A 14,057-nucleotide genomic window follows, 5' to 3' on the forward strand; every position below is an offset into this window, starting at 1 on the left:
ATGTATCTGACCTGTATCACTGGCATCACCGGTTCGCGCTGGACAGCCCGATCTTGAGCGACTTTCATTGCCCTAGAAAAATCGCACACCAAAAACCGAAGGCGGTCTGACAAGGGCACGCCCAAGGAGCTATTGATGAAATACAAGGTGACCATGGTCTTCGGAACCCGCCCGGAGGCCATCAAGATGGCACCCCTGGCTCGGGTCCTGCGCCGCACGCCGGAAATCGAGCTGCGCATCTGCTCCACCGGCCAGCATCGCGAGATGCTACAGCAAGTGCTGAACTCCTTCGAACTGGAGGTCGACGAAGACCTCGACGTCATGACCCAGGGCCAGACGCTGAACAGCCTGTCCCTGCAGATGATGGGCAAGCTGGACGACAGCTACGATCGCCACCGCCCGGACATCGTGCTGGTCCATGGCGACACCACCACCAGCTTCATCGCCGCCCTCACCGCCTTCAACCGGCAGATTCCGGTGGGCCATGTCGAGGCCGGGCTGCGCACCGGCAACATCCACCAACCCTGGCCGGAGGAAGCCAACCGCCGCCTGACCGCGGTGATCGCCGACCTGCACTTCCCGCCGACCAAGGCCTCGCGCGACAACCTGCTGCGCGAAGGGGTGAACATCGACCAGATCGAGGTCACCGGCAACACGGTGATCGACGCCCTGCTGTGGATGCGCGAGCACCTGCACGAGACCGGCTGGAAACCCGCCGCCGACTCGCCGCTGGCGACATTCACCGGCGAGCGCCGCCTGGTGCTGATCACCGGCCACCGCCGGGAGAACTTCGGCAAGGGCTTCGAGCGCATCTGCCAGGCCCTGGCCGAGCTGGCCCAGCGCTTCCCGGAGGTGGACTTCGTCTACCCGGTGCACCTCAACCCGCAGGTGCAGAACGCCGTCTACGGTCTGCTCTCGGACAAGCCGAACATCCACCTGATCGCCCCGCAGGACTACCAGCACTTCGTCTGGCTGATGGACCGCGCCTACCTCATCCTCACCGATTCGGGCGGCATCCAGGAGGAAGCCCCGGCGCTGGGCAAACCGCTGCTGGTGCTGCGCCGCGTCACCGAGCGCCCCGCCGTGCTGGAAGGCGGCACCGTGGTGCTGGTGGGCACCAACACCGGGCGCATCGTCAGCGAAGCCAGCCACCTGCTGCGCGACGAGGAAGTCTACGAACAGATGAGCCGGGTATTCAGCCCCTACGGCGACGGCCACGCCAGCGAGAAGATCGTCGCCCGGCTGCTGTCCTGGTTCGGTGAATCACGCACACCAAGCGAGTTCGAATGAGCCTCGAACTGATCGATATCGTCACCTACGTCCTCTATGCCCTGAAGTACCTGGCGATCATCCTCGCCGCGCTGATGTTCCTGCTCGGCCTGGATGACCTGTTCATCGACCTGGTGTACTGGGGCCGCGTGCTGGTCCGGCGCTTCCGCATCTACAACCGCTTCGACCGCGCCGACGAGGAACGCCTCTTCGCCGCCGCCGAGAAGCCGCTGGCGATCATGGTCCCGGCCTGGAACGAGGTCGGCGTGGTCGGCGAGATGGCGCGCCTGGCGGCGTCCACCCTGGACTACGAGAACTACCAGATCTTCGTCGGCACCTACCCCAACGATCCGCAGACCCAAGCCGACGTGGACGCCGTGTGCCTGCACTACCCCAACGTGCACAAGGTGGTCTGCGCGCGCCCCGGCCCCACCAGCAAGGCCGACTGCCTGAACAACATCATCGACGCCATCCTGCGCTTCGAGGCTGACGCCCGGGTCGAGTTCGCCGGCTTCATCCTGCACGACGCCGAGGACGTGATCTCGCCGCTGGAGCTGCGCCTGTTCAACTACCTGCTGCCGGCCAAGGACCTGATCCAGATTCCGGTCTACCCCTACGCCCCGGAATGGACCGGCTTCACCGCCGGCCACTACGTCGACGAATTTGCCGAGAACCACGGCAAGGACGTACCGGTGCGCGAAGCGCTGACCGGCCAGGTGCCCAGCGCCGGCGTCGGCACCTGCTTCAGCCGCCGCGCCATCGCCGCACTGCTGGAAGACGGCGACGGCATCGCCTTCGACGTGCAGAGCCTCACCGAGGACTACGACATCGGTTTCCGCCTCAAGCAGAAGGGCATGAAGTGCATCTTCGCCCGCTATTCCATCACCGACCCGCAGCTGGCGCTGAAGAGCGAGTGGGTGCTGGGCATGGACCGGCGCTTCTCCCAGGTCATCTGCGTGCGCGAACACTTCCCGCGCACCTGGCAGCACGCCATCCGGCAGAAGTCCCGGTGGATCACCGGAATCGTCTTCCAGGGCACGCGCAACCTGGGCTGGAGCAGCAAGACAATGCTCAACTACTTCCTCTGGCGTGACCGCCGGGGGCTGATCGCCTACCTGCTGAGCTTCCTGGTCAACCTGCTGTTCCTGGTGCTGATCACCATGTGGCTGATCACCACCCTGTCACCCAACGCCTGGCGCTTCCCGTCGATCCTCGAAGGCAGCCAGCTGCTGGTGGTGCTGCTGTTCCTCAACGGCCTGATGCTGCTCAACCGGCTGTTCCAGCGCTTCTGGTTCGTCACCCGCTTCTACGGCGTCTTCGAGGGCCTGCTGTCGGCGCCGCGGATGATGTGGAGCAACTTCGTCAACTTCTTCGCCAACCTGCGCGCGCTCAAGCAGGTGATGGAGATGGGCGACTCGCGCCGCGTGGCCTGGGACAAGACCACCCACGAATTCCCCGCCCTCGCCGGCCCGCAGCGCGCGCCGCTGGGCCAGCGCCTGATCGAGCAGGGGCTGATCAACGAGGAGCAGCTGCAATCGGCGCTGACCAGCCCGGTGCGCCGGCGCCTGGGCCGCGAGCTGCTGCTGCGCGGGCTGATCAACAGCACCCAGCTGGTCTCCACCCTCGCCGAGGAACTGGGGGAAAAATGGGCACCGCTCAACCCCTTCACTCTCGACCCGAAACTCATCGAGGCGCTGCCACGCAAGCTCGCCCTGCGCTACGCCGTGCTGCCGGTAGCCATTGAAGGCGACACCCTGGTACTGGCCGGCGAACAGCAGTTCAGCCAGGTTTCCCTCGGCGCCATCAGCCGCCACCTCAAACGCCCGGTGCGCAGCCAGCTGGCGCCGCAGGGTCGAGTCACCCTCGGCCTGCGCTACTGGTATGGCGGCCGCCACCAGAGCGAGGAAACCCGCACCATCCTCGACGTGCTCAAGCAGCACCAGGGCGACGAGGCGCTGATGGAAGCCGTGTGCAGCCACCTGGTGCTGTTCGGCACCCTGCTGCAGGTGCGCGGCATGGTGCCGCCGAGCCTGTTCAACCAGGCGCTGATCGACTTCGACCCCGAGCAGGACTCGCTCGGCGAACACCTGATCAAACGCGGCATGATCACCCAGCAGGTCCTCGACGAAGCCCTGAAGGAACAGGCCAGCGAACAGCATGAGGCCTATCGCATCGCCCGGGAGGCCGCGTGAAACTGCAACAACCCCTGCTCTACGGCCTGATCCTGGCGAGCATCGCCACTCCACTGGCGCATGCCGCCGACGACCAGCTCAGCGAGTTCCAGCGCTTCCGCAGCTTCCCCTTCCTCGACAAGGGCTACAAGGAAGCCAAGAAGAACAACTGGGCGGAGGTCGAGCGCCTGATGCGCCACCTACTCGACCGCGTGCCGAACAACACCGAGGCCCGCGGTCTGCTGGTGCAGGCGCTGGCCAAGCAGCAACGCTACGACGACGCCGAGAAGGAAGCCCAGGCCCTGGCCGGCACCGAGGCCGGTGCCCGCGCGTTGACCGAGCTGCGCCTGGACCTGATCGAGAACGGCCCACCGCCCGCAGCCCAGGTCAACCAGTGGCTGGCCCATGCCGACGCCAACGAGCGCGTACGCCTGTGGCAAGCCTACAGCCTGCGGCTCGGCCAGACCCAGGGCGCCGCCAAGGCCCTGGAGTGGCTGAGCACCGTGCCGCCCGCTGGCGACGGCCGCGTCCTGCGCGAAGCCCGCGCCAACTGGGCCGAGCAGTTGCGTGACTGGGACACCACCATCGCCCAGCTGGCGCCGCTGGCCGCCGCCCACCAGTTGGCCGCCGAGGACTGGCGGCGACTGGCCAACGCCTACGCCCAGCGCCTGGAGGAAAAGCCGCTGGAGCAGTTGCTGCAGCAGGCTCCCGACGCCAATGTCGAGCGGCAGGCGCGGCTGGCGATCATCGACCGCGCCATCGCCGTGCAGCAGACCGAGGTGGCCAAGCGCTGGTTGCTCAGCCTGCCCGAGCAGGACCGCCAGGCCCCCAAGCGCCAGGCGCAACTGCTGGAAGTCGCCCGCGCTGGCAACGATACCGCCCTGGTGGAAAAGCTCAGCGATGCGCAGAACCGCCCCTGCCTGGAAACCACCGAGTGGCTGTCGCACCACGACCAGCCAACGGCGTTGCAGAAGCTGCGCCAGTGCAAACCCGAGGAAGACCCGAAGGCCTGGCTGGTCCTCGCCCAGCGCCTGAATGCCACCGACCTGCTGGAAAACACCCGGCTGGCCGAGCCCTGGGACAGCGCCCGCCGCGATCAACTGGTGGACGCCTGGCGCCGCCAGGGCCGCACCGACCTGGCGCTGGCCTGGCTGGCGCGCCAGCCGCAGAACGCCGACACCCTGCGCCAGCGCGCCGAGCTGCTGCAGGCGCGCGGCAACACCGGTGAAGCCGCCAGGCTCTGGGAACAGCGCTACCGCCAGACCGGCGACCTCAAGGCGCTCGACCAGGCTAGCTTCCTGGCCCTCTCCTCCGGGCACAGCGAGCACGCCCGGCAACTGCTGGAGAACGCCTACGACCGCCGTGGCGGCAACCTGCCGCCGACGCTGCTGCGCCGCCTCGCCGGCATCCACGCGCGCAACGACACCCCGCTGGACGTGGCGCGCATCGAAGCCCTGCTGCCCAAGGCTGATCCAGTCTCGCGCGGCTACCTGCTCGGCCGGCTGGCCGAAGCTGGCCGTTGCGACGCCCTGCAACGCTACCTCAGCCCGGACTCCAACACCCCCGGCGAGCTGCGCGCCCTCGGCCGCTGCGCCATGCCCGCGCGCCCCGGCGAGGCGGTGGTCTATTACCAGGCCGCCATCGCCCACGGCGACAAGGACAGCCAGCTGCCGCTGGCCTATGCCATGGAGGCCGCCGGGGACTCCGCCGGTGCCTTGCACATCTTCAACGCCCTGCCGGCCAGCGAGCTCAACGACAACGCCCGCCTGACCGCCAGCCGCGCCGCCCTGGTCAGCAACGACAACGCCGCCGCCGAGCGCTACTGGCAGCAGGCGAAGAAAGGCAGTGCAGATGACTGGGCTTTGGGCGCCAACATCGCCGATGCCCGTGGCGATTATTCCGAAGCCCTTGCGCGGCACCGCGAAGCGCTGCAGCACCAGCCCAACGGCCAGCACTACTACAACGCCGCCGCCAGCGCACAGAAGGCCGGCGATAAGCAGCAGAGCAAGCTGTGGCTGGCCGAAGCGGTGCGCCGCGAACCGAACAATCCGCGTTTCCGCGCCGACTACGGCATGCGCCTGGCCGGCACCGACACCCCGGAAGAGCGCCGTACCTCGATCCCCTACCTGGAGCGCGCCACCCGCGACTACCCGGAGGACTTCCGCCTCGGCGAGACCCTGGCCTGGCGCTACGACGAGACCGGCGACAGCTTCGCCACCCGCCGCGAGCTGCGCCGGGTGATCGACCTGGAACAGCAGCCGGTCGCCGCCGACGACGAATACGGCAGCCTCGAAGCGCGCCGCTACCGCCAGCGCCGCGCGCACCAGACGCTGTCCCAGCGTGACAACCTGACCATCGCCAGCACCTGGTCGCCGGCCGGCGTCACCTCGGTGCCGATCCTCAACGGCGACAACCAGACCGGCAACCGCCGCCGCGCCCAGTCGCAGAACCTGCAGACCTTCATCTGGGACCACGCCCTGGGCGAGGAACCGACCCGCAATGGCAGCAGCCTGTCGGTCTACGGCCGGGCGATTGCCGGCAACGAAGGCCGCAAGCAATACACCCAGACCCTCGCCGCCGGTTTCGGCCTGCGCTACAAGCCCTTCGGCGACTACAACCTCAATCTCTACAGCGAGCTGTACAAGCAGAACACGGTGAAGGACGACGGCGACTCCGACTACGCCTTCGACGGCATCCGCCTGCACGAGATCGGCACCCCGGAGAAGTTCGAGCGCTACGTGCGCCAGCGCGACAAGTACGGCCAGACCTCCACCGACTTCCTGCTGCGCGCCACCGCCTCCTTCCTCGACCAGGGCGAGTACCGCAACGACTGGCGCGTCGACGAAAGCAACTGGGACGAGCGCTTCCTCTATACCGACTTCGCCTGGTGGACCCACGCCGGCGACCACCAGTGGGTCTCGCGCTACCAGCAGGGCCACACCTGGAAGCTGCCGGTGGACTCGCCGCAGACCATCATGCCCTACGGTTTTGCCGAGTTCTCCGCACAGGACCCGAGCAACGACTGGCGCCAGGACCTGCGCAGCGGCGTCGGCCTGCGCTGGCAGTACTGGTACGGCGAGGACCGCTACAACGCCTACCGCGCCCACGTCACCGTGCGCACCGAGTACCAGCTCGGCATGGCCGGCAACCTCTATGAACAGGCCAATGGCTGGCTGCTGGGACTGGAGGTGAACTTCTGATGCGCCGCCTGCTGATCACCCTCGCGCTGCTCCTCTCCAGCCTCACCGCCCAGGCCGACGAGCGCCTGTTCTACCAACCACTGAACGTCGACGCCGCGCTCAGCCAAGCACAGTGGCAGCAGATCTGGCGCGCCAGCGTGGCCCAGGGCGCGAAGACCCTCATCGTGCAATGGACCGCCTATGGCGACTCCAGCTTCGGCGGCCCCGGCGGCTGGTTACAGCGCTCGCTGCAGAGCGCCCATGACAGCGGTCTGCAACTGGTGCTCGGCCTGTACATGGACCCGGCCTATTACCAGCGCCAGAGCGAGCTGGATACCCCCGGTCTGGAAAGCTACTGGCAGCACCAGCTGGGCCGTTCGCTGGCGCAACAGCGCCTGCTGCGCGAGCAATGGAAGCTGCCGGTCAGCGCCTGGTACCTGCCGATGGAACTGGACGACTGGCACTTCCAGGCCGGCGAACGCCGCCTGGCCCTGCAGCGCCAGCTCAAGGACTTCGCCGGCCAGCTCGGCGAGCCGCTGCAACTGAGCGCCTTCGCCGGCGGCAAGCTGGCGCCGCAGGTGTACGGCGACTGGCTGGGCGAAATCGCCGGGCTCGGCGTGCAGGTCTGGTGGCAGGATGGCGCCGGCACCGGCGCACTGCCCGTACGGGTGCGCGAAGCCTATGCCAACGCCCTGCCCTGCCCGGTCGGAATAGTCCGCGAAGCCTTCCGCCAGACCAGCGCCGCCGGCCAGCCGTTCAAGGCCGAGCCCGCCGCCCCCACGACCACCTCCACCGGCTGCCACGCCAGTGCGGTGTTCGAAGTCCGTTACCGGCCCTGGGGCAAGGCCCTGCTGGACAACCAGCGGGCCCATCCGGGCGCCGCCGCAACGCCCTGAAATACCTGCCCTCGCGCGCTTGCGCGAGGCGCCGGCAGTTCGGCTATTCTCGCGCGAGCGAACCCACACTCGCACAGGGCGGTACATGTTCAAGACCATCGAATCCGAGGTACTCAAGCGCAGCGTTTCGGCCGAGATCAAGGCCGAATTCCTCCAGCACGATTTCGAGCGACTGCACGGCTTCAGCCTGCTGGTCTTCGGCATCAGCATCGCCATGTGGCTGCTGTTCGACCTGATCGTCAGCTTCCAGGCCGGCCAGGGCTTCACCTACATCTCGGTGATCTTCCTCGGCGTATTCTTCGTCATCTCGACGGCTGCCGTGTTCGTGCGCAAGGCGCTGCACTTCTACTGGCTCAACCTGGCCTTCGTCATCACCTTCAGCCTCGGCGCGCGCCTGGTGATCGACGGCGTTCCCGAAGCCGTGCGCCAGGCCTGGCTGGTGATCGCCGCCTCCACCGTGCTCTACAGCGCCACCGCCATGCCGCTGAACAACCTCACCTTCTATGCAGTGCTGGTGGTGACCTGGACCTTCCTCAACCCGCTGCTGGGCGATGTGCCGGATTTCGATGAACGCCGCAGCATGCTGATCTGCTACCCGCTGTTCATCAGTGCACTGTCCATCTACATCTTCAACCACCTGAGCAAGGCCAAGCTGTACAACTACGCCATGGCCCGACTGCTGCTGGACCAGGCCTACCTCGACGTGCTCACCGGCATCCCCAACCGCCGTTCCTTCATGACCCGCGTCGGCCAGCGCCTGCCGGACGACGGCGAGCAGCGCTACCTGGTGATGATCGACATCGACCACTTCAAACGGGTCAACGATACCTACGGCCACGACGTCGGCGATGAAGTGCTGACCCGTGTGGCGCGCACCATCAAGAGCGAGATGAAGGACTTCGAATTCGCCCGGCTGGGCGGCGAGGAGTTCGGCCTGTACCTGTGGGGCATCAGCGTCGAGGATGCCCAGTCGCGGGTAGAGCAGCTGCGCGTGGCCACCTCGCAGCTGCCCGGCAAACCCAGCGTCACCATCAGCCTGGGCCTGGCCCACCTGGCCGCCGACGGCTCGCTGAGTCAGGCGCTGATCAAGGCCGACCAGGCGCTCTACAGCTCCAAGCACAATGGCCGCAACCAGGTGACCTATTCACCCTGAGGCTTTTGCAGAACCCGGAAACGAAAAAGGCCCGCGAATGCGGGCCTTGTCATGCTGGTGTCCCGGAGAGGGGTCGAACCTCCAACCTTCCCCTTAGGAGGGGGACGCTCTATCCAATTGAGCTACCGGGACACGATCGGGACGGCATGTTAACCACCGACGGGCGATTTGTCATGCCGCTGCCACTGCCGGCGTCCATAATCTGCTCGCCAGTGGGAGGAAGATCATGACGACAGACAGCGGCGCCCTGCCCGATTCGCCCTTCGCCACCTTCGACGTGCGGGTCGCTACCGCGGACGACGCCAGCGCCCTCGCTCCGCTGCTGCGGCAACTGGGCACCGGCGATCCGTTGCCGGATACCGCCCTGCTCGCCCTGGCCCTGGAAAACCAGCAACCGTCACGGGTGACCCTGGTGGCCGAGCGCGACGGCGACCTGCTGGGCACCTGCACCCTACACCTGATCGAACACATCGCCCATGGCTTCGCCCGCTCGGCGATCCTCGAAGACATGGTGGTGGACAGCCGCGCCCGCGGCCAGGGCATCGGCCAGGCGCTGATCGGCAGGGCGGTGGAATGGGCGCGGGGCTGGAAGTGCTACAAGCTGGCGCTCTCCAGCCACCAGGACCGGGAAATGGCACACCGCTTCTACGCGGCGATGGGCTTCGCACCCCACGGCGTGAGCCTCGCCCTGCGGCTGGACTGAAGCTCAGCTGGCCTGGGCGCCCGGCGGGTCGATCAGCTGCAGCAGGTGGTCGACCGTGATATCCAGCGACACCGAGTTGTCCAGTTCCACCAGAGGCCCGGGCAGGCCGTCGGCGAAATGCGCATTGCGCGCCAGGCGTTCCTCGATCTCCACCAGGCTCTCCCGTCCACGCTTGATCAGGCGCTGACGCAGTACGTCCGGCGACACCTTCAGCAGCACGGCGATCAGCTGCGGATAACGCCGCCGGGCCTCGCCCAGGTACTTGCGCGAGCCGTTCACCAGCACGTCGTGACCCGCGGCCAGCCAGGCGTCGATCTCACGGGGAATGCCGTAATGCAGCCCGTTTGCCCGCCAGCTCATGGCGAAGGCGCCCGAGGCTTCAAGGCGGGAAAACTCCTCGACGCTCACCGAATGCGCCTCTTCCCCGCGTGCCTCGGCGGAACGGGTGATGACGCGCCGGACGATCCGGCAATTGCGCGCCGCCAGCGGGGCGCTCGCGGCCTGCAACACGCTGTCCTTGCCCGAGCCCGAGGGGCCCATCAGGTAAATCAGTCTGCCCGGAGTCATAAAGCGCTCGTAGGAGCCGGCGGTACGGCGATACATCGATACGGATCCGCAGCGGGGATAATACCCCTGCCCTGTACGAATTCCGTGAAAAAAACATCGGATCAGGACGATTGTTCAGGCGCCGAATGCCCGCCCTTCAGACCCTGTGCCATCATGCCTGCCCACGGAGCCAGAGCCTCCCGGCGAGCCGCCCAACGGCAGTCAGGTAGCATTCGCAAATGGGCTACGCTCAGAGCATCAGGCACATGGCCAGCTTCTAATCGCGAGAACTCCAATCCAAAGGAAGGTCTGCCTAGACGGTCTCATTTCGGACGATTGGTGCTGGCATTTAGCCTCCACACCAGACACAATATGCCTTAGGTTTGACGTCAACTTATTGAATAAAACTTCAAAAGCTTTGACGACGCGCTGAACGGCCATTGGAAATCGCTGTCAAAGGGCCTGAACCAACGCTGACCCATGGCATCGGCCTCCCTGACTTACAGGTTTAATGTATGCGCCCATTGAAACAGGCAACCCCAACCTACTCCAGCCGCACTGCTGACAAATTCGTCGTACGCCTGCCCGAGGGTATGCGTGAACGTATCGCCGATGTCGCTCGCAGCCACCATCGCAGCATGAACTCCGAGATCATCGCCCGTCTCGAACAGAGCCTGCTGCAGGAAGGCGCCCTGCAGGACAACCTCGGCATCCGCCTGGATAGCCCGGAACTCAGCCTGCACGAGCGCGAGCTGCTGCAACGCTTCCGCCAACTGACCCATCGCCAGCAGAACGCCCTGATCGCCCTGATCGCGCATGACGCCGAGATGGCTCAGAACGACGCCTGAGTCGTTAGCAAGACCCGAAAACAGCCGGCCTTCGAGCCGGCTTTTTCATGCCCGCGATCCGGGCTGCCAAGGCGAAAAGCAGGCAGCGGAAAAATCCGGGCACAAAAAAGCCGCCTCGCGGGCGGCCTTTTCGGCGGAGCTGGCGCTACATCCAGCGTTACATGAGGAACAGCGTGGCCAGCCCGAGGAAGATGAAGAAACCGCCGCTGTCGGTCATGGCGGTGATCATCACGCTGGAACCCATGGCCGGGTCGCGACCCAGGCGCAGCAGCGTCATCGGGATCAACACGCCCATCATGGCTGCCAGCAGCAGGTTCAGCGTCATGGCGCCGGTCATGACCGCGCCCAGCTCCCAGTTGCCGTACAGGTAGAAGGCGACCAGGCCGATCACCCCACCCCACACCAGACCGTTGACCAGCGCCACACCCAGCTCCTTGCGCAGCAGGCGGTTGGCGCTGCTGGTCTGGATCTGGTCCAGAGCCATGGCGCGGACGATCATGGTGATGGTCTGGTTGCCGGAGTTGCCGCCGATGCCGGCGACGATAGGCATCAGTGCGGCCAGCGCCACCAGCTTCTCGATGGAACCTTCGAACAGGCCGATCACCCGCGAGGCGATGAAGGCGGTGACCAGGTTGGTGGCCAGCCAGGCCCAGCGGTTGCCGACGGATTTCCAGACCGAGGCGAAGATATCTTCCTCTTCGCGCAGACCGGCCATGTTGAGGACTTCGCTTTCGCTTTCCTCACGGATCAGGTCGACCATCTCGTCGATGGTCAGACGGCCGATCAGCTTGCCGTTCTTGTCCACCACCGGTGCGGAAATCAGGTCATAGCGCTCGAACGCCTGGGCGGCGTCGTAGCCGTCCTCGTCGGGGCTGAAGGTAACCGGGTCGGTAGCCATGACTTCGGCCACGTCCTTGTCCGGATCGTTCACCAGCAGGCGCTTGATCGGCAGCACGCCCTTGAGCACGCCGTCGTAGTCGACCACGAAGAGCTTGTCGGTATGGCCGGGCAGCTCCTTCAGACGGCGCAGGTAGCGCAGCACCACTTCCAGGCTGACGTCGTCGCGGATGGTGACCATCTCGAAGTCCATCAGCGCGCCGACCTGGTCTTCCTCGTAGGACAGCGCCGAGCGCACACGCTCGCGCTGCTGCTGATCGAGGGTTTCCATCAGCTCGTGGACGACGTCGCGCGGCAGCTCCGGCGCGAGGTCCGCGAGTTCGTCGGCGTCCATGTCCCTGGCTGCGGCGAGGATCTCGTGATCGTCCATGTCGGCGATCAGGGTTTCCCGCACGGAGTCGGACACTTCAAGGAGGATGTCGCCGTCGCGCTCGGCCTTGACCAGCTGCCAGACCGTCAGGCGGTCATCCAGCGGAAGGGATTCGAGGATGTGGGCGATGTCGGCCGGGTGCAGCTCTTCCAGCTTGCGCTGGAGTTCCGCCAGGTTCTGGCGATGCACGAGGTTTTCGACGAGGTCTTGATGCTGACCTTCCTGACGGTGCGTCAGGTCTTCCATCAGCTTGTGCTTGTGCAGCAGGTCGACCACCTGGTTGAGGCGGTCCTGCAGGCTTTCCTGCGGCTTCTTGGCTTCTACTTCGGTCATAGCACGCTCCACCCCCAGTGGCAGAACGGGCCAGAGGGGATCAATACATCAGGTCGTGTATACGCAATCGGGGTTCTGAGTAACTACTGGGTAAGTCCATGGTGGTGTCCCATGCGCCCATCGAGGGCAGATGCGGGAAATGATAACACTCCGGGGTGTATTAGGCGTTACAAAATGGCGGCAAGAACAATCGCTTGCAGGCGAAAGTTCAGTGCTGAATCACTGCCCGGTTCGACGCCCGAAAGCTCCCACAGGACACCCGGCTCCGACTGACAAATCACACTTCTAGGCTGCAGGCAGGCTCGTCACCTGGAGGACACCATGCGCCTGCCCGCCCTGCTCTGTTCACTCCTGATCGCACTAGTACCGACCAGCGAAGCGGCCACGGTGTTCCGCTGCACCGCAGCCGATGGCGGCGTGCTGTTCAGTCAGTATGGCTGCCCGGTGGAACGACGGCAGGAAATCCAGCAGGCAGACAATCCCACTCCGGGCGGCAGCGAGTCGGTCCCCATGGCAACGCCCAGGGCACCGGCAGCAGCGAAGGCGGCTTCAGCGCGCAGCAAGGGCAAGGAAATCGAGCAGGAGGCTGTCGTGGTGGTGGGCGAGCAACAGAACGGCTGCGGTAACCGCGTCACAGGCAGCGCACGGCGCAAGGCAATCATTGAGGGCCGCATCCGCACCGGCATGACCCGCAGCGATGTAGAGAGCGCCCTGGGCAGGCCCGACAGGACCAGCCAGCACAACGACACGCTGCGCTATCACTACGAGGCGGACAAGAAGCATGGAGCACGCACCGTGACCTTCGACGAGGACGGCTGCGTGATGGGCAAGGCGAAGCGCTGAATACGCCGAAGATATTTTTTCGAGCGCAAAGAAAAAGGGCCTGCATTTCTGCAGGCCCTTTCGGTATATGGCGCACTCAGGAGGATTCGAACCTCCGACCGCTCGGTTCGTAGCCGAGTACTCTATCCAGCTGAGCTATGAGTGCGTCGTTGGCAAAGTTTAACCAGATTCACCAACTGGTTGCAGCTAATGGCCTTTCAGCCCTTTCGCCACTGAAGCCCCGCTTTCGCGTTGCCTCGTATATGGCGCACTCAGGAGGATTCGAACCTCCGACCGCTCGGTTCGTAGCCGAGTACTCTATCCAGCTGAGCTATGAGTGCGCTGATGAGGGCGCAAATTCTAGGGCGATTTTTCTGACCTGTCAACAAGATTTTTCAATCATTTCAGTCACTTACGTAACCGGACAGCTCATCGCACTAGAGTGTGCAATGGCGGAGAGGGGGGGATTCGAACCCCCGACACCCTTTTGAGATGTACTCCCTTAGCAGGGGAGCGCCTTCGGCCACTCGGCCACCTCTCCGCAACACGGGGCGCATGATATCCATGTTTTCCCCGTTTGCAAAGAAAAATTTTAGAAAAATTAATGGTTTGGTTCTTGGTCTTTCTCTTTCTGGATGCGCTGGTAGATCTCTTCACGGTGCACAGCAACTTCCTTCGGTGCATTCACACCGATTCGCACCTGATTTCCTTTAACGCCCAACACAGTCACGGTGACATCGTCACCGACCATCAGGGTCTCTCCGACCCGGCGAGTCAGAATCAGCATTCCTTTCTCCTTACGTGTTACGGGATAAGCAGTCTGCAAAAAAAGAAATGGTGGCAGATTCGTATAGATCAAGTGCGCGAATC

At 65.0% G+C, this 14,057-nt stretch carries 11 protein-coding genes and 4 tRNA genes; 8 read left to right on the forward strand and 7 right to left on the reverse strand.

Annotation, left to right across the window (positions count from 1 at the left end):
• Positions 1 to 135 precede the first annotated feature (135 nt).
• The 5 genes from wecB (at position 136) to QO207_RS15535 (ending at position 8,668) form a co-directional block, all read left to right on the forward strand.
• Positions 136 to 1,290, forward strand: coding sequence for a non-hydrolyzing UDP-N-acetylglucosamine 2-epimerase (gene wecB, locus QO207_RS15515; RefSeq protein WP_301533262.1), 1,155 nt, complete (start codon positions 136 to 138; stop codon positions 1,288 to 1,290).
• Positions 1,287 to 3,461 (forward strand): cyclic di-3',5'-guanylate-activated glycosyltransferase NrfB, encoded by a 2,175-nt coding sequence (nrfB, locus tag QO207_RS15520; protein ID WP_301533263.1) that lies wholly within the window; start codon positions 1,287 to 1,289, stop codon positions 3,459 to 3,461. The genes wecB and nrfB overlap by 4 nt, the downstream gene beginning before the upstream one ends.
• The gene (locus tag QO207_RS15525; protein ID WP_301533264.1) at positions 3,458 to 6,640 is read left to right on the forward strand and encodes a phage receptor; all 3,183 of its coding nucleotides are present in this window, start codon (positions 3,458 to 3,460) and stop codon (positions 6,638 to 6,640) included. The genes nrfB and QO207_RS15525 overlap by 4 nt, the downstream gene beginning before the upstream one ends.
• Positions 6,640 to 7,515: a DUF4434 family protein gene (locus QO207_RS15530; RefSeq protein WP_301533265.1), complete on the forward strand. Its 876-nt coding sequence runs from the start codon at positions 6,640 to 6,642 to the stop codon at positions 7,513 to 7,515. The genes QO207_RS15525 and QO207_RS15530 overlap by 1 nt, the downstream gene beginning before the upstream one ends.
• An 85-nt stretch (positions 7,516 to 7,600) precedes the next feature.
• Positions 7,601 to 8,668: a diguanylate cyclase gene (locus QO207_RS15535; protein ID WP_301533266.1), complete on the forward strand. Its 1,068-nt coding sequence runs from the start codon at positions 7,601 to 7,603 to the stop codon at positions 8,666 to 8,668.
• 55 nt (positions 8,669 to 8,723) lie between these two features.
• Here the strand turns inward: QO207_RS15535 and QO207_RS15540 are convergent.
• Positions 8,724 to 8,800, reverse strand: a tRNA-Arg gene (locus QO207_RS15540).
• A gap of 94 nt (positions 8,801 to 8,894) precedes the next feature.
• Here QO207_RS15540 and QO207_RS15545 point away from each other — a divergent pair.
• Positions 8,895 to 9,371 (forward strand): GNAT family N-acetyltransferase, encoded by a 477-nt coding sequence (locus tag QO207_RS15545; RefSeq protein WP_301533267.1) that lies wholly within the window; start codon positions 8,895 to 8,897, stop codon positions 9,369 to 9,371.
• A 3-nt stretch (positions 9,372 to 9,374) separates the two neighbouring features.
• Here QO207_RS15545 and phnN read toward each other — a convergent pair whose 3' ends face one another.
• On the reverse strand, positions 9,375 to 9,938 hold the full coding sequence (phnN, locus tag QO207_RS15550; protein ID WP_301533268.1) for a phosphonate metabolism protein/1,5-bisphosphokinase (PRPP-forming) PhnN: 564 nt from the start codon (positions 9,936 to 9,938) through the stop codon (positions 9,375 to 9,377).
• Positions 9,939 to 10,432: 494 nt separating this feature from the next.
• Here phnN and amrZ point away from each other — a divergent pair, with 494 nt between their 5' ends.
• Positions 10,433 to 10,765 carry a transcriptional regulator AmrZ gene (amrZ, locus tag QO207_RS15555; protein WP_017517196.1) on the forward strand — a complete coding sequence of 111 codons (333 nt, stop codon included), beginning with the start codon at positions 10,433 to 10,435 and terminating at the stop codon, positions 10,763 to 10,765.
• A gap of 157 nt (positions 10,766 to 10,922) precedes the next feature.
• On the opposite strand, the gene mgtE is transcribed toward amrZ, so the two are convergent.
• Positions 10,923 to 12,365 (reverse strand): magnesium transporter, encoded by a 1,443-nt coding sequence (mgtE, locus tag QO207_RS15560; RefSeq protein WP_301533269.1) that lies wholly within the window; start codon positions 12,363 to 12,365, stop codon positions 10,923 to 10,925.
• Between the two features lie 321 nt (positions 12,366 to 12,686).
• Between mgtE and bamE the strand changes: the two genes are divergently transcribed.
• Positions 12,687 to 13,208 carry an outer membrane protein assembly factor BamE gene (gene bamE / locus QO207_RS15565; protein WP_301533270.1) on the forward strand — a complete coding sequence of 174 codons (522 nt, stop codon included), beginning with the start codon at positions 12,687 to 12,689 and terminating at the stop codon, positions 13,206 to 13,208.
• 68 nt (positions 13,209 to 13,276) lie between these two features.
• Here the strand turns inward: bamE and QO207_RS15570 are convergent.
• From QO207_RS15570 to csrA, 4 genes are all read right to left on the reverse strand, one after another.
• Positions 13,277 to 13,353 (reverse strand) — tRNA-Arg (locus QO207_RS15570).
• A 98-nt stretch (positions 13,354 to 13,451) separates the two neighbouring features.
• Positions 13,452 to 13,528, reverse strand: a tRNA-Arg gene (locus QO207_RS15575).
• Positions 13,529 to 13,637: 109 nt separating this feature from the next.
• Positions 13,638 to 13,728: transfer RNA gene (locus QO207_RS15580), tRNA-Ser, on the reverse strand.
• A gap of 60 nt (positions 13,729 to 13,788) precedes the next feature.
• Positions 13,789 to 13,974, reverse strand: a complete 186-nt coding sequence (csrA, locus tag QO207_RS15585; protein WP_003085981.1) for a carbon storage regulator CsrA — start codon at positions 13,972 to 13,974, stop codon at positions 13,789 to 13,791.
• Positions 13,975 to 14,057 lie beyond the last annotated feature (83 nt).

Origin of the sequence: Pseudomonas sp. CAN1, assembly GCF_030462585.1 — a bacterium.
GTDB lineage: Bacteria > Pseudomonadota > Gammaproteobacteria > Pseudomonadales > Pseudomonadaceae > Pseudomonas.